At 40.3% G+C, this 22,594-nt stretch carries 25 protein-coding genes and 3 tRNA genes; 15 read left to right on the top strand and 13 right to left on the bottom strand.

What is annotated here, in order from left to right:
* Nucleotides 1–23 precede the first annotated feature (23 nt).
* Genes K217_RS0104625 through ispF form a run of 3 tightly spaced genes read left to right on the top strand, consistent with a single transcriptional unit; the run spans nt 24 to nt 2,694 of the window.
* A complete protein-coding gene (locus K217_RS0104625; RefSeq protein WP_052178083.1) occupies nt 24–1,100 on the top strand; it encodes a pyridoxal phosphate-dependent aminotransferase in 1,077 nt (358 codons plus the stop codon).
* On the top strand, nt 1,097–2,221 hold the full coding sequence (locus K217_RS0104620) for an aspartate aminotransferase family protein (protein WP_029551961.1): 1,125 nt from the start codon (nt 1,097–1,099) through the stop codon (nt 2,219–2,221). The genes K217_RS0104625 and K217_RS0104620 overlap by 4 nt, the downstream gene beginning before the upstream one ends.
* Complete coding sequence (ispF, locus tag K217_RS0104615) at nt 2,221–2,694, top strand: 2-C-methyl-D-erythritol 2,4-cyclodiphosphate synthase (RefSeq protein ID WP_029551960.1); 474 nt, start codon at nt 2,221–2,223, stop codon at nt 2,692–2,694. Before K217_RS0104620 ends, ispF begins: the two co-directional genes overlap by 1 nt.
* Here ispF and amrB read toward each other — a convergent pair.
* Nucleotides 2,676–3,452 carry an AmmeMemoRadiSam system protein B gene (amrB, locus tag K217_RS0104610; RefSeq protein WP_038028113.1) on the bottom strand — a complete coding sequence of 259 codons (777 nt, stop codon included), beginning with the start codon at nt 3,450–3,452 and terminating at the stop codon, nt 2,676–2,678. The genes ispF and amrB overlap by 19 nt on opposite strands.
* Nucleotides 3,453–3,471: 19 nt before the next feature.
* On the opposite strand from amrB, the gene amrS reads away from it, so the two are divergent.
* Complete coding sequence (amrS, locus tag K217_RS0104600) at nt 3,472–4,488, top strand: AmmeMemoRadiSam system radical SAM enzyme (RefSeq protein ID WP_029551957.1); 1,017 nt, start codon at nt 3,472–3,474, stop codon at nt 4,486–4,488.
* 73 nt (nt 4,489–4,561) lie between these two features.
* A complete protein-coding gene (locus tag K217_RS0104595; protein WP_029551956.1) occupies nt 4,562–4,765 on the top strand; it encodes a MoaD/ThiS family protein in 204 nt (67 codons plus the stop codon).
* Here K217_RS0104595 and K217_RS0104590 read toward each other — a convergent pair.
* The gene (locus tag K217_RS0104590) at nt 4,762–5,040 is read right to left on the bottom strand and encodes a MoaD/ThiS family protein (protein ID WP_029551955.1); all 279 of its coding nucleotides are present in this window, start codon (nt 5,038–5,040) and stop codon (nt 4,762–4,764) included. The genes K217_RS0104595 and K217_RS0104590 overlap by 4 nt on opposite strands.
* Nucleotides 5,041–5,082: 42 nt before the next feature.
* Between K217_RS0104590 and K217_RS0104585 the strand changes: the two genes are divergently transcribed.
* Nucleotides 5,083–5,598: a CDP-alcohol phosphatidyltransferase family protein gene (locus K217_RS0104585; RefSeq protein WP_081820033.1), complete on the top strand. Its 516-nt coding sequence runs from the start codon at nt 5,083–5,085 to the stop codon at nt 5,596–5,598.
* Here the strand turns inward: K217_RS0104585 and K217_RS0104580 are convergent.
* The 8 genes from K217_RS0104580 to rdgB all read right to left on the bottom strand — a co-directional run bounded on the left by K217_RS0104580 (nt 5,569) and on the right by rdgB (nt 14,915).
* The gene (locus tag K217_RS0104580; protein ID WP_029551953.1) at nt 5,569–8,961 is read right to left on the bottom strand and encodes a translocation/assembly module TamB domain-containing protein; all 3,393 of its coding nucleotides are present in this window, start codon (nt 8,959–8,961) and stop codon (nt 5,569–5,571) included. The genes K217_RS0104585 and K217_RS0104580 overlap by 30 nt on opposite strands.
* Nucleotides 8,958–9,575, bottom strand: coding sequence for a bacterio-opsin activator (locus tag K217_RS0104575; protein ID WP_029551952.1), 618 nt, complete (start codon nt 9,573–9,575; stop codon nt 8,958–8,960). Before K217_RS0104575 ends, K217_RS0104580 begins: the two co-directional genes overlap by 4 nt.
* Nucleotides 9,576–9,603: 28 nt before the next feature.
* A tRNA-Pro gene (locus K217_RS0104570) sits at nt 9,604–9,676 on the bottom strand.
* On the bottom strand, nt 9,677–9,946 hold the full coding sequence (locus K217_RS0104565) for an HU family DNA-binding protein (RefSeq protein ID WP_029551951.1): 270 nt from the start codon (nt 9,944–9,946) through the stop codon (nt 9,677–9,679).
* A gap of 2 nt (nt 9,947–9,948) precedes the next feature.
* A complete protein-coding gene (locus K217_RS0104560) occupies nt 9,949–11,529 on the bottom strand; it encodes a S1 RNA-binding domain-containing protein (RefSeq protein WP_029551950.1) in 1,581 nt (526 codons plus the stop codon).
* A gap of 86 nt (nt 11,530–11,615) precedes the next feature.
* Nucleotides 11,616–12,104: a thioredoxin family protein gene (locus K217_RS0104555; RefSeq protein WP_029551949.1), complete on the bottom strand. Its 489-nt coding sequence runs from the start codon at nt 12,102–12,104 to the stop codon at nt 11,616–11,618.
* A gap of 4 nt (nt 12,105–12,108) precedes the next feature.
* Nucleotides 12,109–14,322, bottom strand: coding sequence for a DEAD/DEAH box helicase (locus K217_RS0104550; protein WP_029551948.1), 2,214 nt, complete (start codon nt 14,320–14,322; stop codon nt 12,109–12,111).
* A complete protein-coding gene (gene rdgB / locus K217_RS0104545; RefSeq protein WP_029551947.1) occupies nt 14,280–14,915 on the bottom strand; it encodes an RdgB/HAM1 family non-canonical purine NTP pyrophosphatase in 636 nt (211 codons plus the stop codon). Before rdgB ends, K217_RS0104550 begins: the two co-directional genes overlap by 43 nt.
* A 19-nt stretch (nt 14,916–14,934) precedes the next feature.
* On the opposite strand from rdgB, the gene K217_RS0104540 reads away from it, so the two are divergent.
* The 7 genes from K217_RS0104540 (at nt 14,935) to truB (ending at nt 19,536) form a co-directional block, all read left to right on the top strand.
* Nucleotides 14,935–15,007: transfer RNA gene (locus K217_RS0104540), tRNA-Pro, on the top strand.
* Nucleotides 15,008–15,081 (top strand) — tRNA-Arg (locus tag K217_RS0104535). It begins immediately after the preceding tRNA gene.
* Nucleotides 15,046–15,699: an alpha/beta fold hydrolase gene (locus K217_RS07635; protein ID WP_081820032.1), complete on the top strand. Its 654-nt coding sequence runs from the start codon at nt 15,046–15,048 to the stop codon at nt 15,697–15,699. Before K217_RS0104535 ends, K217_RS07635 begins: the two co-directional genes overlap by 36 nt.
* On the top strand, nt 15,662–16,321 hold the full coding sequence (locus K217_RS0104525) for a methyltransferase domain-containing protein (protein ID WP_029551945.1): 660 nt from the start codon (nt 15,662–15,664) through the stop codon (nt 16,319–16,321). Before K217_RS07635 ends, K217_RS0104525 begins: the two co-directional genes overlap by 38 nt.
* Nucleotides 16,318–17,736 carry a Do family serine endopeptidase gene (locus tag K217_RS0104520; protein WP_029551944.1) on the top strand — a complete coding sequence of 473 codons (1,419 nt, stop codon included), beginning with the start codon at nt 16,318–16,320 and terminating at the stop codon, nt 17,734–17,736. Before K217_RS0104525 ends, K217_RS0104520 begins: the two co-directional genes overlap by 4 nt.
* A 4-nt stretch (nt 17,737–17,740) precedes the next feature.
* Nucleotides 17,741–18,673 (top strand): sigma-70 family RNA polymerase sigma factor, encoded by a 933-nt coding sequence (locus K217_RS0104515; protein ID WP_029551943.1) that lies wholly within the window; start codon nt 17,741–17,743, stop codon nt 18,671–18,673.
* Nucleotides 18,673–19,536 (top strand): tRNA pseudouridine(55) synthase TruB, encoded by an 864-nt coding sequence (gene truB, locus K217_RS0104510; protein ID WP_029551942.1) that lies wholly within the window; start codon nt 18,673–18,675, stop codon nt 19,534–19,536. The genes K217_RS0104515 and truB overlap by 1 nt, the downstream gene beginning before the upstream one ends.
* Here the strand turns inward: truB and K217_RS0104505 are convergent.
* From K217_RS0104505 to efp, 3 genes are read right to left on the bottom strand one after another with little or no spacing between them, the layout of a single operon-like run.
* Nucleotides 19,504–20,289, bottom strand: a complete 786-nt coding sequence (locus K217_RS0104505; RefSeq protein WP_029551941.1) for a glycosyltransferase family 9 protein — start codon at nt 20,287–20,289, stop codon at nt 19,504–19,506. The two genes, truB and K217_RS0104505, sit on opposite strands and share 33 nt — an antisense overlap.
* Nucleotides 20,286–20,723, bottom strand: coding sequence for an acetyl-CoA carboxylase biotin carboxyl carrier protein (accB, locus tag K217_RS0104500; protein WP_029551940.1), 438 nt, complete (start codon nt 20,721–20,723; stop codon nt 20,286–20,288). The genes K217_RS0104505 and accB overlap by 4 nt, the downstream gene beginning before the upstream one ends.
* On the bottom strand, nt 20,723–21,292 hold the full coding sequence (gene efp / locus K217_RS0104495; RefSeq protein WP_029551939.1) for an elongation factor P: 570 nt from the start codon (nt 21,290–21,292) through the stop codon (nt 20,723–20,725). Before efp ends, accB begins: the two co-directional genes overlap by 1 nt.
* A 19-nt stretch (nt 21,293–21,311) precedes the next feature.
* Between efp and K217_RS0104490 the strand changes: the two genes are divergently transcribed.
* Together K217_RS0104490 and K217_RS0104485 are read left to right on the top strand one after the other, a co-directional pair.
* Entirely contained in the window at nt 21,312–21,674 is a 363-nt protein-coding gene (locus K217_RS0104490; protein WP_029551938.1) for a DUF1232 domain-containing protein, read from the top strand.
* Complete coding sequence (locus K217_RS0104485; RefSeq protein ID WP_029551937.1) at nt 21,674–22,594, top strand: ABC transporter permease; 921 nt, start codon at nt 21,674–21,676, stop codon at nt 22,592–22,594. Before K217_RS0104490 ends, K217_RS0104485 begins: the two co-directional genes overlap by 1 nt.

The following is a 22,594-nucleotide window of genomic DNA, read 5'->3' as shown; positions in this document are numbered from 1 at the left end:
GAAACATAAGCCCCTTCATAGTAATGGATCTTCTTAGAGAAGCCCAAAACATTCCCGATGTGACCCATTTGGAGATAGGAGAACCGGACCTAAAGCCTCCGCCGGAGGTAATAGAAAGGCTAAACTTTGCAATAAAGAACAATCTTTTTAACTATACACCCGCCTTGGGCCTTTGGGAACTCAGAGAAAGAATAGCCAAGCATTACTTGGATTATTACGGTTTAGAAGTTTCACCCAACAGGATAGTTATTACCACTGGCACCTCTGGAGCTTTTTTGGTTGCTTATTCTATAATTCTTGAACCTTCCGATAAGATAGCCCTTGCGGACCCGTCTTATCCTTGCTACAAAAACTTTGCTAACCTACTAAACATAGAGCCTGTTTTTATAAACGTGGATGCAAGCACCAACTATCAGATAACGCCAGAACATTTGGAAGGTTTGGAAGTAAAAGCGGTGCATATTTCTTCCCCCTCTAATCCCACTGGCACTTTGTACGATGAGGAGAATTTAAAAAATCTTTGCGAATACTGCAAGGAGAGAGGGATATATCTGATTTCGGACGAGATTTACCATGGACTGGTTTATGAGAAAAAAGAAAGAACTGCCCTTGAATTTTGGGACAAAGCTATTGTGATAAATGGATTTTCTAAGTTTTTCTGCATGCCTGGGTTTAGGCTTGGTTGGATGGTGCTTCCGGAGGAGCTTATAAGGCCCGCAGAGGTTGTTATTCAGAATGTATTTATATGTGCTCCAACGCTTAGTCAATACGCTGCCTTGGGAGCCTTTGATTACAACTACTTATCCCAAGTAAAACAAACTTTTAAAAGAAGAAGGGACTTGCTTTACCAAGGTGTAAAGGATTTCTTAAAGATAGATGCAAAGCCGGAAGGCGCTTTTTACCTTTGGGCGGATGTTTCTGAATACACCCAAGACTCATACCAGTTTGCATTTGAGCTACTCAAAAAAGCAAAGGTAGCCCTTACCCCCGGTGTAGATTTTGGAAAAAACAACACGCACAAATTTGTCAGGCTTGCATACACAAGAAAGGAAGATGAGCTAAAGCTTGCATTAGAAAGACTGAAGGAGTATCTTTCATGAGCTTTTTGATGGATACCTACAAAAGGCTTCCAGTTTCCTTTGTTTACGGAAAGGGGGTATATCTGTATGACGATAAGGGTAAAGCATACTTGGACCTTGTGGGGGGTGTGGCGGTAAATGTGCTTGGACATTCGGACGAAGACTTGATAAATGCCCTTTGCGAGCAAACAAGAAAACTGTGGCATGTTTCCAACCTATACCAAAATCCATGGCAAGAGGAAGTGGCAAAACTTTTGGTGGAGAGGTTTTGGACAAGTGCAAAGGTGTTTTTCTGCAACAGCGGGGCGGAAGCAAACGAAGGAGCCATAAAGCTGGTTAGAAGGTTTTTTTGGGAAAAAGGAGAAAAAAGATACAGGATAATAACATTTAAAAATGGTTTCCACGGAAGGACCTTTGGAGCTATGTCCGCTACTGCACAAGAAAAGATCCATACAGGTTTTGAGCCATTGCTGGAAGGTTTTGATTACGCAGAGTTTAACAACATAGAATCGGTAAAAAGACTTTTGAAAAAGGAAACGGCTGGCATAATGTTAGAAGTTATACAGGGAGAAGGTGGTATAAACGAAGCTGATGTGGAATTTCTTCAAGAAGTTCAAGAAATCTGCAAAAGGGAAGGTATTCTTCTTATAGTGGATGAAGTTCAAACTGGTGTGGGAAGGACTGGAAGGTTTTACGCTTACGAGCATTATGGAATAGAACCGGACATTATCACCTTGGCAAAGGGGCTTGGGGGTGGTTTTCCCATAGGTTGTGTGTTGGCAAAAGAGGAGATAGCCCAAGCTTTCAAGCCCGGGAGTCACGGCTCTACCTTTGGGGGAAATCCTTTAGCCTGTGCCTGCGCAAAGGTAGTTATAGAAAAGGTTTCCAAGCTTTTGGATCACGTGGAACAGGTAGGACAGTATTTTAAAGAAAGGCTTAGCACCTTTGGGAAAGTAAAGGGAAAGGGTCTTATGCTTGGACTGGAAAGGAATGAAAACTGCCAAGAGGTGGTCCTAAAGGCTTTAGAAAGGGGACTGCTTATAAACTGCACTTCCGAGCGGGTTATAAGGTTTGTTCCACCTTTAATAATCCAAAAACAGCATGTAGATTTTGCGATAGATATCCTTAAGGATATACTCTGATGTTTAGGATAGGTTTTGGGTTTGATTCGCACGACTTTGAGGAAGGAAAGCCTTTAGTTTTGGGAGGAGTGCTAATAGACTTTCCAAAGGGACTTAAAGGACACTCTGACGGAGATGTTCTGCTTCATGCTTTAACGGACGCTCTTCTTTCAGCGGTAGGAGAAGAAGATATAGGTCAGCTCTTTTCGGACAAAGACCCGAGGTGGAAATTAGCCCAATCTAGCCTCTTTTTAAAGTCTGCCCTTGAGAAGGTTTCAAAAAAAGGATACATGATCGTCAATGTGGATTGCACTTTAATTGCAGACGAGCCAAAGATTGCACCTATCAAAAACAAGATAATACAGAATCTTTCCTTGCTTTTGGGAATAGAGCAGGAGCGCATATCTGTAAAAGGCAAAACAAGAGAAGGTTTTTGCCAATCGGAAGGTATAGCTTGTTTTTGTGTAGTATTACTTCAGGAAAAGAAGGCATAACCGCCGTATCCTACCACCATATCCCTATCCCCATAGGCTTCTGCAGATGTAGCATAAGCTATAAGCTCTGGTTTTAAGTTTTTCCTTTTACTCCACATCAAAGAAGCTAAAATCCCAACCTTTCCACAGGCTTCGCAGTTTTTCATAATCTTTTGGTCCAACTTGATAATACCCTCATGGCAATAAGCGTCTATGCGCCTTGCTATTTCGTCTGGATAGTAGTGACTTAGGTCCGAACTCACAATAAACCGAGTTTCATCCTCACAGAAAAACTCTATGACTTCCAACAAGAATTCTGGCCTAACCCTTCCGTAAAGGACTGGTATTATGGAAAATTCTTCCACAGCTACCTGTAAAAAGGGTAGCTGAACCTCTAAGGAATGTTCCATTAAGTGTGGTAGGTTGTCCAAGGCTTGCGGAAGGTTGAATCTTTTAAGAAATGCCTCTATTCTATCCTTGTCAACCTTAACCAGCCCTAAGGGGGTTTCAAAAAATTCGTAGTCTCCAAAGGAAATACCTACAAAATCTACAAAGTGGGATGGACCTATAAGCAGAAAACTCAGACCTTTAAAACCTTTAAAAAGCCCATAGATCTTACCTGCTACCTTTCCACTGTAGGCATAACCAGCATGAGGAGCTATTACTCCCAGTGGCACTTTTGATGTAGGATTTCCAAGCAGTCTATTTACCACTTCTCTCAGCTTTTCTGGATCCTTTGGATAAAAACTCCCTGCAACTGCCGGCTTTCTTATCCTCACAAAGATAAATTTAAAACTTATGAAAGCTTTAGCTTGGATGTCTGAGAAGAAAAACGGTAAAGTTTTGTGCAAAGCTTGTAAACAAAGATGCATGCTGGATGACGGAGAGTATGGAAAATGTGGGGTGCGCGTAAATGAAGGGGGGAAGTTATACCTAACTGTTTATAGCTTAGTATCTGCCATTCACATAGACCCTGTGGAAAAAAAGCCCCTTTATCACTTTTTACCCGGCACAAAAACCTTGTCTATTGGCACCGTAGGTTGTAATTTCTCCTGTAAGTTTTGCCAAAACTGGGAGATTTCCCAGTATCCGAAGTTGAATAATTATAGAGTTTTTGGTGATAGCTATACACCGGAGGACCTAATACAGATCGCAGAGAGGTTTCAAATACCCTCCATATCATACACCTACAACGAACCGGTCATTTTCTTTGAGTTTGCCTATGATACAATGAAGCTGGCTTACGAAAAAGGCATAAAGAATATCTTTGTCACCAGTGGATATGAAACTGAAGAGGTTTTAGAGGCCTCTGTGCCTTTTCTTTCCGCCATGAACATAGATCTCAAAGCCTTCTCGGATGAGTTCTATAGAAACATATGCAATGCAAGGCTAAAGCCCGTGCTTAAAACCATAGAAAAAGCATACAAGCTCGGTATATGGATAGAAATAACGACCCTTCTTATACCAGGTTATAACGATTCGGAGAGTGAGATAAGAAGCATAGCAAGATTTATTAGAGATATCTCTCCAGACATTCCCTGGCACATTTCAAGGTTTTTCCCCGCATACCTTATGACAGGCGTTCCACCCACACCTGTATCAACCCTTAAAAAAGCATACGAAATAGGCAAAGAGGAAGGTCTTAACTACGTATATGTGGGAAACTACCCAGATCCTTCCTTAACCTCCACCTACTGCCCTTCCTGTAGATCCATTGTTATAGAAAGGAGTGGTTATTTGGGAGAAAAGGTAAAAACCTATCTGAAAGAGGGTAAATGTGAAAATTGTGGTTTTCAGATAGCTGGAGTTTTCTAGATTGTTCAGCCTTCCTCTTGCATTTCCTCTTCCGCTGCATTACATTATCAGAGTAAGGTGTGAGCAGGAAACAATGAGGCTATCTTTGCACTACAGAGGAAAATTAATAGACCTTAATTTTGATAAAGAAGAAGTCACAGTTAGGGATATACTTAAGAAGCTAAATCTATCAAGGGATTATGCCTTTGTGATAGTGAATGGAGAAATAGCAGACGAGAATCAAGTAGTTTCAGCGCAGGATGAGATAAGAGTAGTTAATGCAATTTCGGGAGGTTAAAAGCCTCCAGCAATGGCTGGCACCACAGAGATTATGTCTCCATCCTTCAGCTCAGAATCTATACCTTTTAAAAACCTTATGTCTTCATCGTTGAGATATAGATTTACAAATTTTCTAAGCTCACCGTTTTCATCAAGCAAACGCTCTTTAAAGCCAGGATACAGTTCTTCTAACTTTTCTATAGCTTCTCTAATTGTACGTGCCTCTACTTGAACTTCACCTTGTCCGTTTGTCAACCTTCTAAGAGGTGTAGGAATCCTAACCACCACAGCCATAGCATCCTCCTAAATGGGCTATATTCAGTTATTATAACACTTATGAATCTACCTAATCTACTTTCCTTAACCAGACTTTTGCTAAGCCCGTTGATGCTGTTTCTTGATTTTTACAAAGCTCTTGTTTTATTTGTTGTTTTATCAACAACAGACGCTATAGATGGCTACATTGCAAGAAAGTTCAAGCAAGAAACCAATTTAGGTATGATTCTTGATCCTCTTGCAGACAAAATACTTATACTTACAGCCTTATATGTATTTACTTACAAATTTTACATTATTCCTCCAAATCTTTTATTTGTGTTGTTCTTAAGGGATGTGCTCATATTACTTGGTAGCATTCACATATCTTTAATCAAAAAGACTATACCAAAGTCTAGACCCTTAGGTAAGCTAACCACCGCTTACATATGCGTCGTAATCCCTTTTGTAGTGTTGTTTAACATAAAAATCACACTTTACGTAGCATACTTTTTATTAGTTTTGTCATTTTTTGATTATCTAATGGTTTATCTGAGACTCATGAATTCAAAAGCCGAATTTACCCCTAATCCTTAACTTAACCTCCTTAGATCTATCAGAATTGATACGCCCACCTATTGAAACACCGCTTGAGATTTTTGCACCACCACCCACATAGCTTTCTTTTGGGTTTTTTAAACTGCTATACTGATATTCCACAGACAATCTGTCCGTTACATCCTTCGAGATTTTTGTTGAAACACCTATTTCCCCAGAGCTATCGAGTTTGGGAGAAACAGAAATGCTTATCTCCGTGCCTAAGGTTTTTTCTAAACCTTTTGTAAGACCAGCCATTTGGGGCATTTGGGAAGTTAGCACGTCTCCAAAAGAAATCAAACCTTCCGCACTTCCACCGCCCGAGATCAGGCTGGTTAGTATTTGTCTTGGTTCCTTTGGTGGTTCAGACCGCAGAGTAACCTTAGGATAATCTGGATCACCTTTTAGGTCTATCAACACCACAAACTCAGGTAATGAAGATGCTATTACAAGGTCCATCTCTTTTCTTTTTTTGTCAAACTCATAACTACCCGACTTTACATGGAATTTTCTGTTGAAATACCTCAACTCCCCACCGGAGAAAGAGAATTTAATTTTGTAGTCGGGATCACCCAGCGTTCCTTTCACATACCCATCCAAGAAACAGTAGATGTATCCTTCAGGCAAATACACTCTGAGTGGCTCATAAGAAGAAATTTTTAGGTCAAGGCTTATCCTCTCACTAAATCCATCCTTCTTGTGCTGTTTCTCCTTTGGAAAACTTTGCACATCTACCATGCCACCCAAGCTAAGTTCTGAAGTTAGCTTAAGATTGCTGTAATCTGTTTCTAAACTACCTTTACCGTTTAGAAACACATTCCCCCTAAGGCTTGCGTCCTTATACATTACAGGAATTTTTTCTAAACGAAACTCTGCGGTCAACCTCTTCTCCGTTCCCTCTGCCTCCATTCTAAAGTAGGATCCATTTCCCACAAAGTTTGCAGACCCCTTGAATACCTTTCCATCCCCAAAAAAGTAAGCGTTTCCTACCAATGGCAAGCCCAAGTATCTGGATCTAAGCTTAATCGGTTCCTTTGACAAAAGGACCAGGTTCCACTTCTTTCCGTCTGTATTTAGGTAGTAATAAATATTTCCTACCAGAGTGCTTTTAATTTTGCTCCGAATTAGCTTAGACACCTTTCCCAAATCAATGCTGCCTTCGGAGACCAAGTTAAAACCAGAAGTAGGACTATAAAGAAGTTTGGCTTGTCCGTAAGCATAGCCCCTTATGTTAATCTCGGACTCAAGATTCCTTGCCTTAAGGTTAAAATAACCTTCTGAAGGAGGTATCTTTATTATCTCTTCAGAGTTAAACCTAATACTTGCACCTTCAAAGTTTATCTTTCCGTCCTCTAAGTTTATTCTTCCAAAGTCCATAGTTAGAATTCCCTTACGAGTTCTAAATTCCTTGAAAGTTACCTTTATTTTATCTTTCCTAATCTGTAGGTTGGTATCTACCGGAATTAGAAAGTCCTTGATCTTAGCCTCTCCTTTAGCGCTTCCCACAATAAAGTCACCAGACTTTTGTATTTTGTATGCCAGATTTAATAGGGTTTCTCCTACTTTATCTTGCCATTGTCCTTGAGTGCTAAAGCTAAAATCTTTAAAAGAGATTTTCCCTGAACCTTTTAGCTTTTCTTCTATCTTGTAGCTAAAACTTACTTCTTCGTTCTTTATTATTCCCGTAAGCAAACCACTTTTAAATTCAAAATCTCCATATTTTATGTTCCTTAGGTTACTAACAAATTCCCCACCAAGTTTGCCTTCCGACTTGCTAAGATAGAACTCCGATACACCTTGCACTTCCAAATCTTCCCTTCTTAGTTTTCCCTCCACTTTGCCATTTAAATTAATTTTTTCTCCATATGCTTGAACAAACACACGACCGATTAAATCAGAAATCTCTAACTCTCTTTCTTTTAAGCTAAATCTACTTAGATTTATATTACCATCAAAAGACTTCTCTAAAATGCTTCCTGTTCCATGTAATTGGAAGTTATGACCCTTTGCTACAATCTGATATTTAGGATTAATAAGGTTTAAGTCAAACGTTAAATTTCCTATATTTATGCCACTTACAGATACGTCTATAGCGGAACCTCTCCCTACACTTTGCAGAATACCCCTTAGGTAGTATAGACTTCCTTCATAAAAAACCTTTGCACTCAACCTGTCGTCCGCATACGGAAAACCCTTTACACGCAGTTTCCCCGCAAAATCCCTTTCATAAAACCTTCCCCTTATATCAAACATTTTGGAAAGGAACTCAATGTCTCCTTGATTTTTTTGACCATAGGTAGCTTTTGACCTTATTATTGCAGTTCCAAGGTGTATTTTATCTAATACTAAATTTTTTATATTCCCATCCAATTTAACACTTTTGTTTTGAATATCCACAAAAATGTTTCCAGAAAACACCCCTGCAATGTTTCTTTTTACAGAAAGTAAGCTTTTATCAACGGATAACCTGTCTAACACAGACTCCAAAGTATTTTTGCTTATGTCGTATTTTAGAATTCCTTCCAAACCAGCACCATCAAACTTGAGTGAAATGTAGTTCTTTTTGCGCCAGATGTAGGTATAACTACCCTTACCTTTTAGGTCTCTATAAGACTTTTCTCTTATTTTCAGATTGTCAGTTTGAACTTCTAAGTTTGCTTTTATGCTCGTGTAATCTATATAACCGCTTGCCTTAACCTTTATGGGATCAATACTAAAAATGTTTCCAGAAAGCTTGTTTATAAAACCTGTGGCGGTAAAGTTTCCTTTTTTACCTTTCCACTTTCCTTCTAAGTTAAAAAAGTACCTTTCGCTTGCAACTTGTGCTGACACCAAGTTAAAAACCGGTCCATCCAAATAGGCTTCCTTGACAAATATTTCAATTTTTTCTGATTTACTATTTCTTATGTGATAAACAATTGTGGGCCTTTCAGAAAAAAGCCTTCTGTTATTCAAATAAGTATTGCTGATGAATACAGTTATACTTTCAAAGTTTTTTGGTGAATTTACAGAAACGTAAGCTCTCTCTAAGCTAATGTTAAGCTTATTTAGAATTCTTGTGAGATGTGTAAAATCATAATCAAAAGGTTTTTCAGCAGTTCTTAGGGATACTGTTATAACGGATAATTCCTTAGCTTCTAATTTACTTCCGTACATACTAAATCCGTTTATCCTAAGAAAGTAAATACTGTCTCTGAATTTGGGAATGAAAAGTAGAAATTCTCTTAATTTGAGACTTCTTTGCCTTAGGTTTATTTCAATTCCTTCAAGTTTGAATTCAATTTTGTAAAGTATTATGTAGGGCTTTATGAATACAAAGTAGATAAACAGAATAAGCAAAAGTAAATATCCAACATACTTCATTCAAGACCATACATTTTTAGGTTTTCTTTTATGAGTTTTATCAGCTCAACAGGGGTATTTATAGGATAATCAAGATCCTCTAATATTTCTTCCGCCAGCCTTCCCTTTATGTAAATTTTTTTAAGCCTTTCTTTTATGTCCTGAGGGGATGCTATGGGAAAGTCATTCCATTTAAGCTTTTTTAGAATTACGTATGCCCAAGTTATATCCAAAGCCTTCACAGTGCTCTTAGAAAACTCTAAGGATATTCTAACGTCATCCAAACCATACTTTACCAATCTGTAAGCTATTTTTGCTATGCTCCCTGCGGTATGAACACTTATATCCTTTCCCTCTTTTTCCGTCTTAACTATCTCCACTGACGGATCAGCTCTTAGTATGTTCTTTACTGTTTGAGGAGTTATCTTCAAGCGCTGAGCTATCTCCTGTTCTGTTTTCATATACTCTTCTTTAAGAACAACGGAATAGCAAGCCAGAAGAAGTGAAGGTAACCAGTTTATCCTTCTGTGCTCAACAAAATTTTGCAAACCACCCAGGAGGTCTATACTTTTTAGGAAAACTCTTAGGACGAGTGTTTCAACATCCTCGTCCAACAGTTTGAAATTTATATTCATACTTACTCCTATAATAATCCTTTAAGAATCGGGGTGACGGGACTTGAACCCGTGACCTCTGGCCCCCCATGCCAGCGCGCTTCCACCTGCGCCACACCCCGTTATTTTCTTATTTTAGTACTTACATTCGGAGTATTCAAGTATAATAGCAGTTTCCTGCTAAGTTTGAACTTAACACCAAATTCTTTTTTACCCTTCCTTTTTACTTTTACCCTCTTCCATGTGCCAAAGCCGTATATTTTAACATTTTCACCCTTGCTCAAGCTTAGGCATATTTCTTTAAGCATAAGGTTTAAGGCTTTCTCAATTAGAGATTTTGAGAAATTAGGCATACGATTATAACATTTCTGTATTATATCCCTTTTGGTCATCTTTACAGCTTCATTTTTTTCCTTAGCAGTTCTCCCAAAGTAAAACCGCTTTCAGAGCTTTCGGTGATAATTTCTTCTGTTTTCTTTTCTTCCTTTGCACTTAAAGTTATCTTTGAATTGGGTATTATGTCAATTATACGCACTTCAACCTCATCCCCAACCTTTATGTTTTCTATATTTTCCATTTCAGATACAGGAAGCAGTCCTTCCAATCCTTCGGGAAATTCTAAAAAGGCTCCAAAGGAATGCACAGATTTTACCTTCAATTTAACCTTATCTCCAACCTTATACTTTTTAACAAAAACATCCCAAGGATTTTCTTGTAACTGCTTTATTCCGAGTTTTACGTATTTACCCTCCAATCCCAAAACCGCAAATTCTCTCTCTTCTCCTATCTTGAGCGCCTCCTCTATCCTACTTGGTCTTGTCCAAGAAAGATCACTCCTGTGAATTATACCCTTGACTTCTCCCAAGTCTATTATTGCAGACATACCCTCAAACCTCTCAACTTTGCCTTTTACCCTGCTACCCACAGGATGTTTCTTCAAGTATTCTTCCCAAGGCTTAGGAAGGGTCCTTTTTATACTTAGAATAAGTTTTCTCTGATTTGGTTCAAACTCCAAAACTTTAACATTTACCCTGTCCCATTTACTTGGCATTGTGTTGTCATAAGATACCTCGTCCTTTGGAACGAATCCCTCTACTCCTTCAAAGATCTCCACTATTACTCCTTTATCCGTAATATCCACTACTTTCCCACTGAGAATTTGCCCTTTGCTTATGGATTCCTTAGCCTTTTCCCACGGATTACCCTTCAATTCCCTAAGACTTACAAAGATAAACTCCCCATCCTTTGGGATTCTCTTTACCTTTACCCTTAACCTTTCTCCCACTTCGGTGTAGTTGTAGGGGTTTTTGTCTCTACCCCAAGACAGTTCTTCCTTAGGTAAAAAGGCCCTCAGTATGTTCTTTACCAACAGGGTTACACCTTTTTCTGGATCTATTTTTATAACTTTTCCATCTACCACATCTCCAACCTTTAATTTAGCAAGTATCCGCTCTTTTCTCCTTTTTCTACGCTGTTCTATGAAGTCTTTTTCACTCAGAACAACCTTCAAACTATCTCCTGATGCTGAAAATTCTTTAATCTTTGCTATTACTCTTGAATTCTTTCTCAGGCCTTGCCTAGCTTCTGACTTGGGCAGAATTGCTTTAAGCCCACTTATATTCACTATGTATTCGTTCCCCAGATCTTCTTCCACCCTACCTTCCACAAGCTTGCCCTTTTCATAAGCAGATCTGAGAAATCCATACAACCTCTCCTTTAAATACCTTTTGAAGGATAGTATAGGTATGCCGTTTGAGAATTTCACGAGAATTCCCTTTATCTCATCACCTTCCTTTACTCCTTCGGGAAGTTCTTCTTTGGGCATTATGGCTTCCACTTTATAACCTATATCTATGTATGCGGTCCTTTCATCTATTTTTACTATCCTCCCCCTTACAACTTCTCCTCTTTTCAGGGTCTTGTTTATACCCAGCGTTGTCTCCAAAAGATTCTCAAACCTTTCTAATTCACCCATAGGAAGATTATTATAAAACATTTCTTACGTTGTATGAGAAATTACCATACAGCTCTTTCTAAAAAAGCTATAACCAATAGTTGAACTCAAACGCAGTTTTCTCTTTTAAGATACTGGTTTATGTTCTCTTTGTTGTATAGTTCGTTTTTCACATATTCTATAGCGCAGGCAAGGGTTTTTGGTGGTGCGTATCCTGGTATTCTCAGAACTATGTTCCCCTTTGAATCGTAAAAGATTATGTGAGGATAAGCCCTTACGTTTAGTGCTCTGGCTAACTCTTCTTCCGTCGTTTCGCCTTCTTTACCATCCAATCTATACCTTACCCTTGCATTGCTTTCTGCCAACAACCTCAAAACATCCATTCCTTTCAGTGCGTTTTTTAGCCTCGGGTCGTTCCTCAGGTCCTTATCTAACTGCTTACAGTATATACAGCTCTCACTTTCCACTATAAGCATGGCATACTGGGATTTAGGAATAAGGTCTTTAACTTCGGAGGAAGTTTGAACTTCTTTGTTTTGGCAAGACAGTATGAAGAGTATTCCAAGCAAAAGCGCACTTAGGGCAGTCCTTAACATAGTATTAAAAATATACCATAGAGATTAGCTCGTTTATGATATCTCCTTTTTTCATGCTCAGGACCTTTGGTCCAAAGTTCAAAAAACCAAACATAAGAAGGATCTTATCGTCTATCAATCTACCTTTTTCGTTGTTCTTGAGGACTTTCATAAGTTTTTTGAGCTCATCTTCCGCTTTTTTTCTATCCAGTTTTCTGTCCTCCATCAGCACTTCTAACATAAGCCCTTCAAGTGGTAAAACCATTTCCAAAAGCTCAGAAGCTTGTCCAAACAGTGGAGGAGCTTTTAGGTTTTCTCTCTGAAGGGTTCTTTTTAAGAGATTAGCCCTAAGGTGCCCTACACCTTTAATGCCTGATAAGGATGCATAATCTACGCTTATACCAAACTTTACGGAGTGAGCTATTGACAGTAGCTCTAAGCTGTTCATTGAGATAAAACCGCCCTTTTTGAGTTCCCACAGTGTTCTTAAAAGATGCAGGGCATCGGTGCCAAGGTAAGAAAACTCCCCCGGTGGGTTCTTTAAGTTTGGATACTTAAAGGTTAATCCCTCTGTGTAAAAAAGAAACTGGTGGGTGTTGTCCTCAAGACAATTTTTGCCACACACCACAAGTTTGCCTCTTATGAAGTAGTCGTCTTCTTTGAAGCTTTCGCCCTTTTGAACAAAGTCATAAAGGGTATCAAAGCGTTTTGTGTATAAGAGAGGTCTTACTATAGCTTCTTTTGGGAGTTTTAGGTCTTGCCGACGGATAAACTCTTCCAGCTTTGTAGGTGGCACACCCGTTTTTACACAAAGAACACCTTTGGGAGTTATGGAATTTCTTTCAATGTAAGACCTTTCCCTCAAAAACCTTTCCACTTGCTGACATAACTTCCAGCTAACTTTACTAAAAGAGTAGAAATTTTTCAAAAATTTCCTATAGTTGGCACCTTCGTATAAATAGCCAAGCAGGATGAAAAAACTCAGTGCATCCGTACTCTTTTCTTCTTCTAAACTCGTCGTAAAACCTCTCAAGAATGTTCTTTGTATAAAGTCCTCCAGCATTTCTTTTTTTCCGCCCTGAATGAGAATGTGGGAATAGCCTTTTTCTTTCAGTCCGAGCCTTCCTACCCTTCCTTCCATTTGGAGTATATCAAGCTCATCTGGTATGCATGTCCATTTTCTGTTTTTAAACATCTTTACCAGTATCAGCACCCTGTCTGCGGGAAGATTAACCCCATAGGCTAAGGTCTGCGTAGCTATCAAAAACCTAAGGTTGCCCTCTCTAAACTCTTTTTCTATGGTTTCTCTTTCTTCTTTTGGCACATCTGCGTTGTGAAAGGCGATCTCAGGTTCCCTTTCCTCGGTTTTCTCAAAGGGCAAGGTTTGGTTCATCACACCCACCTTTTCTTTGTCGGCAAGCTCCAAAAGTTGCCATCCAAGGCGTTTTTGAGGGACAAAAAGAATAACCTTTTCGTCTTTTTTGCTTAACTGCCAAAGGGCATCCCAAAGCTTTCCCAAAGTTTTATCTTCGTCGCTTTTTATTCCTACAAATTCGCTCAAAAGGTGATAGTGTCTTTCCAATGGAACGGGACGCCACTGACTCTTTATAAGCAGTTCGGCTTTTATCCAGTTGGATAGCTCCTCAACCCCAGGCATGGTTGCAGAAAGACCTAAGATGTTTATGCCCTCACTTATAGCATAGGCTAAAAGTTCTTCCACAACCCACCTTTTTTTTATCTGGTGGATCTCATCTACCACTACCGCTTCAATATCTTTTATCCACCTTGCTGAGTTTCTGAAAGCTTGAACCAAACTCTCATACGTGCATACTACTACCTCAGCGGAAACTTCTTTAAAACTTTCCACCACCCTATCTCCTGTCCTAATATCCACCTTTTTGTAATACTTGCGAAGTTCGGTAGCCTTTTCATAAACCAGTGACCTTGTGGGAGCTGTGTAGATCTTCCTTCCTGTGTGTCTTTTAAAAAACAAATAGGCGATCAAACTTTTCCCCGCAGAGGTTGGAGCGGAAACTACCGCACTGCCAAAGCTGTAAGTGTGATAAAAAAGGGTCTGCAGTGGGTTAAGTAAAGGGTAAGGTATTTTTTCATCCACCTGATTGGCTGGCACTAAATCAAGAAATCTGATCTTAGCTTCGCCCTCTTTCCTATAAACTACCTTACCCTCAGGTGGGCTTAGGCTAAACTTGCTTTCTGGTAAAAGATAGAATGTTTGCATTTTTCTAAGAGCTGGAAAAGTTTTCTTATAGCCTTTCCTCTGTGAGACAGGCTGTCCTTTTCTTCCGGAGAAAGCTCTGCCATGGTTTTTTCATAACCGATGGGCTTAAATACAGGATCATACCCAAAACCCCCTGAACCCCTTGGACTTTTTACGATTTCTCCATGGCAAATCCCCTCCGCAAAGATGTAAAGCTCTTCATCTATCATTAAACAAACAACCGCCTTGAAGTATGCCCTCCTGTCTGAAGTGCCTTCCAAAAGCCTTAGGAGTTTCTTTATGTTTGCCTGATCTTTGGATGTTTCTACCTCTTCCTTACCGCCCCACTCTAAGGAGTAAAACCTGCTGGAGTATATGCCGGGATAGCCTTCCAAGGAGGGAACCACTAACCCAGAATCGTCCGCAAGGGTTGGTATGCCATACCTTTTAAAGTAAGCCAGAGCTTTTAGATAAGCGTTTTCCATAAAGGATCTGCCCTCTTCCTCCACAGGCACTTCCTCCTTTGGAGGTATAACATCCACACCCAAGGGCCTTAGCATTCTGCTTATTTCTTCTATCTTCCCTTTGTTCTGAGTTGCAAGGAGAAGCTCCATAAATTAAAATATATTAGCACGGGGTGTAGCTCAGGTGGTAGAGCGCTGGCTTTGGGAGCCAGAGGTCGCAGGTTCAAGTCCTGTCGCCCCGAGGGCCCGTAGCTCAGCTGGACAGAGCAAGGGATTTCTAATCCCTAGGTCGGGGGTTCGAGTCCCTCCGGGCCCGCTTGTTTTTATACACGGTTGGGGTTTTTCTTCTAAAGTCTTCAAAAACTTCCCTGGGCTCAAGTTAGAACTTCCCTACCACGGAAGGTCTAATTTCAGGAGTTTAAACTTAAGAGCACTTGCCCAAGAGATCGCTCTTACTATCCCAATCAATTCCATCCTTATCGCTTGGTCCTTGGGAGGAACCTTAGCCCTTTTGATAGCTTTTTTTTATCCTTCAAAAGTTCGCCATTTGGTGCTTTTGGGTTCAACCGCTTGTTTTAACTGTCTTTGGGATAGAAAAGAATTAAGGGGCTTTCTTTTTAGGCTCAGAAGGGAAAGGGAGGGATTTTTAAAGGAATTTAGGTCAAGGGCTTATCCAAAACTCTTTGAGGATTTTATAGACATAGACAAATCCGCCAAGCTTCTTGAGGATTACTTCCTTACGGACATAAGAAGCTATGTTCCATACATAAAAACTCCCATTACTCTTTTGCACGGCACAGACGATAAGGTGGTTCCTTTTAGAGCCTGCGTAGAACTTTACAATTTAACAAAGAAGGCTAAATTAATAACGTTCCACGGAGGACACTTTCCAAAAGATGAAGGTATTATCCTTGAGGTTCTCAAGGGCCTCTAAAACTTACGAAGACTGGGCCATTCCCCAAAGACTGAGTGCGGAGATTCTAAAACAGCTGGACGCCATTGAAGGTTCCGTGTTGGATGTGGGATGTGGCACTGGCTTTAGCAGTGTGGGATTAAAAAACGTTGTGGGCATTGATCTGTCTTTGAACATGCTAAGGGTATACAAGAGTAAGGGGTTCTTAGGGATATGTGCCGATGCTAACTTCATGCCTTTCAAGGATAAAAGCTTTGACTGTGTTATTAGCAATTTTGCCCTGCATTGGACGGATATAGGTGTGGTCTTTAAAGAGATCTTCAGGGTTTGCAAAAGAAGATTTCTTTGTGCAATGCCTGTTGAAGGCAGTTTAAAAGAGCTCAAATTCCCTTTCTATCCTGCGGAAAAGGTGCTTGAAAGTGTGCAAAACTTGGGAGGCAAACTAAGAAAGGTTGAAATAAAAAACATAGATATACCATTTAAAAGATGGGATCTCCTTAGGTTTTTTCACTATACTGGTAGCTCTTACAATCCGTCTAATGGAGAAATTTTTAGATCAAAAAAGTCTATTGAAACGATACTTTCTTCCATTGACAAACCAAGTTTTGTAGTGTTATTCTTTTCTTGCGAGGTCTGCAAATGAGGAGGATCCCCATGGTCTTTATTTCTTTGCTCATTCTAATATTACTCGTTGGTATAGAAGGTTGTAAAGCACAGAAGGTCCAAACTTCTCAACTACAAACCGATGTTCAAACTGTCACTTATGGGTCTGGCGCGCTGGCTCAGTTTGAGAAAGAGCTTACAGAGCTTGTAGAAAAAGTTTCTCCCTCCGTAGTAGCCATATACTCCACTCAGGAGGTTTTGGTTAGTCCTGAAGATGAGTTTCCTTTTTTCTTTCCCTTTCAGATACCCCAAGAAAGAAGGTCCTTAGGGTCGGGAGTTATCATGGCTCTGAAGGATGATAGGTTTTACATACTTACCAACAATCACGTGGTTCAAAAAGCAAAGAGCATAAGGGTAAGATTTGACCCCCATACTGAAAGGGAAGGCAAGCTCGTGGGTGGAGACCCAAAAACCGATGTAGCAGTGGTTGAGGTAGATGCCAAGGGTATAGAAAACGCCGCAAACAGGATAGCAAAGCTTGGAGATTCAGATAAGCTAAAAGTCGGTCAGTTGGTAATAGCCATAGGAAATCCCTACGGTTTGGAAAGGACCGTGACTATAGGAGTGATTTCTGCTTTAAAGAGGTCCATTGGTATAACCCAATATGAGAGCTTTATTCAAACAGATGCAGCCATCAATCCCGGCAATTCAGGTGGTCCTCTCATAAACATCCACGGAGAGGTCATAGGTATAAACACCGCTATAGTAGCGGAAGGGCAAGGTTTAGGTTTTGCTATACCAATAAACTTAGCCAAGTGGGTCGCAGATCAGATAATAGCTAAGGGTAAAGTAACAAGAGGTTGGTTAGGCGTGGTTATCCAGGAGATAACTCCAGAGATTGCAGAAGCTATAGGTGTAAAGGAGGGGGTTTTAGTATCTCAGATAGCACCCAATAGCCCTGCAGAGAGGGCTGGACTAAAAGCTGGAGATATTATCGTCGCGGTGGATGGCGAGAAGGTTAGAGAAGTTAGGGACCTTCAGTTTAGAATAATGAAAACTCCACCTGGCACAGAGATTAAGCTAAGCATAATCCGAGACGGTAAAACCCAACAGATTAAGGTAAAGGTTGGAGAAATGCCGGAGGAGGTTAGCTTTGTCCAACCAAGAGAACAGGCAAGCGACATTGGTTTGACACTAAGGGACCTTTCTCCAGAGGAGGTTAAGAGGTTAGGTGTGAAGGGGGTGTTGGTTGTTGATATAGCTCGGGGTAGTTTGGCACAGAGGAGTGGCCTACGGAGGGGTGATATAATTCTTATGGTGAACAATCAACCCGTAGAGAGCGTGTCGGATTTTTTTGCGAAAATAGAAAAAGCTAAATCTGAAGGAAAAGATAGAGTTTTGCTTCTTGTAAGAAGAGGAGGGAATAACTTTTATTTAGTGCTTTATCTGAGGTGACGACATGATACCCGATAGCGAACAAGAACTAATAGCTCAGTATCTTAAGAAGGTATCAAAGATCCCACTGTTAAAGCCTGAGGAAGAAAAGGAGATAGCAAGGAGGGCAAAGGAGGGTGACCAGGAAGCTTACAGAAAACTGGTGGAATCGAACCTTAGGTTTGTCATAAGCATAGCCAAGCAGTATTTGGGATATGGACTGCCTCTTTCTGAGCTTATAGCAGCTGGTAATCATGGCCTTATGGAAGCTGCAAAAAGGTTTGACCCAGACAAAGGAGTGAAGTTTATCTCATACGCAGTCTGGTGGATAAGACAGGCAATCATGCAAGCTCTATCTCAGCAAACTGGTGCAATAAGAATACCTCTCAAACAAGCCCATTTAATAAATCGCATCAGCAGTATATACAGCAAGCTCTACAAGGAATATGAGAGGGAACCTACTTCAGAAGAAGTAGCTTACGAATACACCAAAGAGCTATTGCAGAAGGAAATGGAAAGAGAATTAGGAAGGAAACCCACAGAAGAGGAGATACGAAAGAGAATAAAAAAGGAAGGTTACAAGATATCTCCGGAAGAAGTAGAGAAGTTTTTGCAGATGTCCAAGGTGCCATTGTCCCTTGATGCGCCTGTAAGTGAAGAAGAGGACACCTCTTTTATAGATTTTCTTAGCAAACATGGGACTGCGGATGTGGAAGAGAAGGTGCTGAGCGAAATCCTTGGTAAAGAAATTGAAGACATGCTCGCTAAACTGCCAGAAAAAGAAAGAAGAGTGATAGAATTGAGATTTGGTTTAGGTGGAGAAGAGCCAAAAACGCTTAGGGAAATAGGAGACATCTTAAACATCTCCAGAGAAAGGGTTAGACAGTTGGAGACAAGGGCCCTCAGAAAACTCAGGAACATGGCTATAAAAAAGCACCTCAAAGATTTTCTCAGCTGATGTTTCCGTCCGTTCTCCTTGTTGACAAACCAAAGGGTATAACCTCCTTTAAAGTGGTGGAGAAAGTAAAGAAGAATTTTGGTCTTAGGAAGGTAGGGCATACCGGCACCTTAGACCCTATTGCTACAGGACTGTTAATACTTCTTATAGAAGAGGCTACGAGATTTTCCGAATTTTTTCTGAGACTTACCAAGACTTACGTTGCTACAGCCATGCTTGGTGTGATGACGGACACTTACGATGCGGAGGGAAGGGTATTAAAGGTTAGAAATGTAGATGTTTCTTGCGAAGATGTGGAAAGGGTTATGGCGGAATTTGTAGGTAGGATAATCCAAAGACCTCCACCCTTTTCTGCAAAGAAGATAGGGGGAGTAAGGGCATACCAACTGGCAAGGAAGGGTATAGAGTTGGAGCTAAAGCCTGTGGAGGTAGAAATTTATAGAGCCAGGTTGGTGGAGTGTGCAATTCCGAAGGTGGTTTTTGAGTTTGAGGTGTCTGCGGGCACTTACATAAGGAGTTTGGTAAATGATATAGGCTTAAGGCTGGGATGCGGAGCTCACATTGCTGAGCTTAGAAGAACAAAGGTGGGGGATTGGTCTGTAAGTATGGCTTTGTCTTATGAAAGGTTAGAAACTATCCAAGACCTGTGGGGAGTTGCCATACCTGTTGACCAAGCTTTGAACTTTCTTCCTGCTGTAAAACTAAATTGGAAAGAATACAGACTATTTAGAAACGGTGCAAAGATAAGATCACCAATCCAGTGCTTTGGGTATGTTAGAGTATTTTCCGAAGAAGGTTTTTTGGGAGTGGGCTTGTGTGAAGGGGGATTTTTAAAACCCTACAGACTTATGCCTCTTCAGTAGTTCAAAAAGTTTATCTACATTAAAACAAAACTTCTCTGGGCAAGTGTTGGGAAAACACGGACTACATTCAAGTTCTAAGCTTATGGGGAAAACTTTTTCTCCTATGGGCTTCCAAACCTTCCAATCGGTAGGTCCAAAGAAAACAAAGGTGGGAACTCCTAAGTAAGAAGAAAGGTGAGACACTCCACTGTCATTACCCACAAAGAGCTTTGCACTTTTTAGGTGCTTTGCCATCTCAAAAGGATCTAAAAATTCCACGTAGTTTTTTACATAACTTTTTAGCCAGCTATCCGCTTCACCAATGAGGTAAATACACTCATAACCAAGATCAACGAAAAACTCCTCTATTTTTGTAAAAAGCTCTAAGGGTGGATTTTTCTTTTTTGATCCACTGGACGGATGCAGAACTACTTTGTCTTTGATAGGAGATTGGTCGTAGCCTTCTAAGGGAAGTTTTTTGGAAAAGGGTTCCGAAAGTCCCAAGCTTTTTAGATAATACTCAACGATCCAAATCCTTTCCTTTGGAAAAGGGTATATACCATCCAATCCTATTGAAATTTCAAGATCAAAGTTTCCAACTGGCTTTTCGTAGAGAGTTTCATCTGCCCAACCTATCGCTTTGGCTATCTTATAATAATCTGTGTTTCCTACCGCTACGGTGTAAAAGCCCTTTCTTTTGAAAATCTCCAAAATGGGAAAGGTAAGAAGTGTATCGCCTAAGCCACCCCTTCTGTAGAGGAGTAGTTTTTTCAAATGTTCGTGTCTATTAAAAACAGTGGTTGGTTGTACTCTACAGTCTCTCCGTTCTCCACCAGTATTTTAACAACCTTGCCCCTAACGTCGCTCTCTATTTCATTCATAACCTTTAGAGCTTCTATGATGCAAAGCACCTGCCCTGGAGAGACTATATCTCCTACTTCCACAAAGGGAGGAGCTCCGGGGGAAGGTGCCCTGTAAAAAGTTCCCACAAGAGGACTTCTTATAACGTGAAGCTTACCTTCTTCTGTCTCTTGCGATGGGGGAATTACTTCTAAGTGCTTTATTTCTTTTGGTGCTTCAAACTTTTGTAATGTTTCTCTTTGGTGGGTCTCTATTCTTAGCCTTACTCCTTCTTGCTCCAGCTCAAAAAGCTTTATGTTGCTTTCTTTTATAAGAGTTATAAGCTCTTTCAGGAAATCTTTATCCATTACTTAATCCTTTCTACGTATGTTCCTGTGCGCGTATCCACCTTTACTATATCTCCCTCTGCTACAAAGAAGGGCACCTGTATTACCGCTCCAGTTTCTAACTTTGCTGGTTTGGAACCGCCCGCAGCTGTGTCTCCCTTAAAGGCAGGTTCGGTTTCAACTACCTTAAGCTCTACATGCCTTGGAAGTTCTATTCCTATGGGTTGTCCTTTGTAGATAAAGACCACAACTTCCATACCTTCTTTTAAAAACTTTGCTTCGTTTTCCATGCTCTTGGCTTGGACCGGAAGAATCTCGTAGGTAGATTTACTAACAAAGTAGTAGTATTCTCCATCGGTGTATGAGTATTCTGCAAAAACCTGCTCAAAGTCTGCCAACTCAATGCTGTCAGACGCTTTGTAGGTTATTTCAATGACGTTCTGTGTTTGCATATTCTTTGCCTTCACCCTCACAAAAGCCTGCCCCTTTCCGGGCTTTACATGCTCGTAGTCAAGAACTCTGTAGGGCTGTCCGTTGTGTTCAATAAACATATCTCTCTGTATGCTGTTTATGTCTATTTTTACTCCCATAGCTTTATAATTTTATCACATGGAAGCAAAGCTCAGTAAATACTGCAGAGAAATTGATACCTTGGAGTTAAAAAGGTTGGTGGAGGAAAAACTTTCCAAGATAGCTCCCACTATGGAGCATGTCAGAAACCTTATTCTTGACGCAAAGCTCTTGCTGAGAATTCTTTTGGACGAAGATTTTGAATTAGAAGAAGAGGCTAAAAAGGACTTTACCTGTGCCCTGCTTTACTTTGTGGAAAATAAGGACTCCATACCAGACAGCATACCCATTATAGGACTTTGGGATGATTACAAGGTGATTAGGTTTGTAAAGGAAAAGCACAAGGAAGAGATAAAAAGATACTTTGAAAGTACGCCACACTTTATAGCAAACTACTTCTGATGCTCAGGTTTGTTTTGCTCAGGCTCATTCAAAGTTTTTTTACCCTCGTAGGTGTAACCTTTATTTCCTTTTTGATTATAAAGCTTGCGCCTGCAGACTACTTTGCCCAGCTTAAACTAAACCCGCAGATCTCCCCAGAAACCATAGAAGCCTTAAGAAAGCAATACGGACTGGATCAGCCCATACTGATCCAATATCTAAAGTGGCTAAAGTCTGCGTTAATGTTTGACCTTGGAATTTCCTTTCAGTATCATACTCCAGTTTTAGAACTGATAAAGGAAAGAATAGGTAATACCTTACTTTTGACTGTTCCTTCTGCGGTCCTCTCTTGGCTTATAGCGGTTCCCCTTGGTCTTTTGGCAGGCATGAAGGAAGGATCCACCATAGATAAGCTCATAAGGTTTATATCCTATGTGTTTATGTCCTTCCCTTCTTTCTTTTTAGCCTTTCTTCTTCTTTTGATGTTTTCAAAAAGTGCCTTTTTCCAAGTTGGTGGTTGGCAAAGCTTATTGGTGGGTATAATTACTATAACCTTAATATCCACCGCAGGACTTATTAGGCTTATGAGGAGTGCTGTTATTGAAGTTTTAAATTCTCCCATGGTCCTTATGCTAAGGGCTAAGGGTTTAAGGGGATGGACCTTTATCAGGCACATTATAAAAAACGCCATGAATCCATTTACTACTCTCATAGGATACGAGATAGCGGGGCTGTTGTCTGGAGCTGCGCTTGTGGAGATAATAGTGGGTTGGCCCGGGCTTGGTTCTTTAATGCTTGATGCGGTGTTGGCAACAGATCTGTTTTTAGTAATGGGTGGGCTTTACATAGGCACCATAATGTTACTTTTTGGAAACTTTGTAGCAGATTTGCTTTTGGCATACCTTGACCCAAGGGTAAGGGAAAAAGAAATTTTTAAGTAG

This window comes from Thermocrinis jamiesonii (genome assembly GCF_000702425.1).
GTDB lineage: Bacteria > Aquificota > Aquificia > Aquificales > Aquificaceae > Thermocrinis > Thermocrinis jamiesonii.
Note: the sequence above shows the minus strand (reverse complement) of the source record. Positions and strands in the feature narration are given on the sequence as shown.

Bases quoted from the DNA above. Each gene is read 5' to 3' on its own strand.
- truB (WP_029551942.1), top strand. From the start codon at position 18,673: ATGTTTCCGTCCGTTCTCCTTGTTGACAAACCAAAGGGTATAACCTCC.
- K217_RS0104590 (WP_029551955.1), bottom strand. From the start codon at position 5,040: ATGGCTGTGGTGGTTAGGATTCCTACACCTCTTAGAAGGTTGACAAAC.
- accB (WP_029551940.1), bottom strand. From the start codon at position 20,723: ATGGATAAAGATTTCCTGAAAGAGCTTATAACTCTTATAAAAGAAAGC.
- rdgB (WP_029551947.1), bottom strand. From the start codon at position 14,915: ATGGAGCTTCTCCTTGCAACTCAGAACAAAGGGAAGATAGAAGAAATA.
- K217_RS0104595 (WP_029551956.1), top strand. From the start codon at position 4,562: ATGAGGCTATCTTTGCACTACAGAGGAAAATTAATAGACCTTAATTTT.
- K217_RS0104625 (WP_052178083.1), top strand. From the start codon at position 24: ATGGATCTTCTTAGAGAAGCCCAAAACATTCCCGATGTGACCCATTTG.
- K217_RS0104520 (WP_029551944.1), top strand. From the start codon at position 16,318: ATGAGGAGGATCCCCATGGTCTTTATTTCTTTGCTCATTCTAATATTA.
- K217_RS0104620 (WP_029551961.1), top strand. From the start codon at position 1,097: ATGAGCTTTTTGATGGATACCTACAAAAGGCTTCCAGTTTCCTTTGTT.
- ispF (WP_029551960.1), top strand. From the start codon at position 2,221: ATGTTTAGGATAGGTTTTGGGTTTGATTCGCACGACTTTGAGGAAGGA.
- amrS (WP_029551957.1), top strand. From the start codon at position 3,472: ATGAAAGCTTTAGCTTGGATGTCTGAGAAGAAAAACGGTAAAGTTTTG.
- K217_RS0104555 (WP_029551949.1), bottom strand. From the start codon at position 12,104: ATGTTAAGGACTGCCCTAAGTGCGCTTTTGCTTGGAATACTCTTCATA.
- K217_RS0104550 (WP_029551948.1), bottom strand. From the start codon at position 14,322: ATGCAAACATTCTATCTTTTACCAGAAAGCAAGTTTAGCCTAAGCCCA.
- K217_RS0104485 (WP_029551937.1), top strand. From the start codon at position 21,674: ATGCTCAGGTTTGTTTTGCTCAGGCTCATTCAAAGTTTTTTTACCCTC.
- K217_RS0104565 (WP_029551951.1), bottom strand. From the start codon at position 9,946: ATGACCAAAAGGGATATAATACAGAAATGTTATAATCGTATGCCTAAT.
- K217_RS0104525 (WP_029551945.1), top strand. From the start codon at position 15,662: ATGAAGGTATTATCCTTGAGGTTCTCAAGGGCCTCTAAAACTTACGAA.
- K217_RS0104580 (WP_029551953.1), bottom strand. From the start codon at position 8,961: ATGAAGTATGTTGGATATTTACTTTTGCTTATTCTGTTTATCTACTTT.
- K217_RS0104575 (WP_029551952.1), bottom strand. From the start codon at position 9,575: ATGAATATAAATTTCAAACTGTTGGACGAGGATGTTGAAACACTCGTC.
- K217_RS0104585 (WP_081820033.1), top strand. From the start codon at position 5,083: ATGAATCTACCTAATCTACTTTCCTTAACCAGACTTTTGCTAAGCCCG.
- K217_RS0104515 (WP_029551943.1), top strand. From the start codon at position 17,741: ATGATACCCGATAGCGAACAAGAACTAATAGCTCAGTATCTTAAGAAG.
- efp (WP_029551939.1), bottom strand. From the start codon at position 21,292: ATGGGAGTAAAAATAGACATAAACAGCATACAGAGAGATATGTTTATT.
- K217_RS0104490 (WP_029551938.1), top strand. From the start codon at position 21,312: ATGGAAGCAAAGCTCAGTAAATACTGCAGAGAAATTGATACCTTGGAG.
- K217_RS0104560 (WP_029551950.1), bottom strand. From the start codon at position 11,529: ATGGGTGAATTAGAAAGGTTTGAGAATCTTTTGGAGACAACGCTGGGT.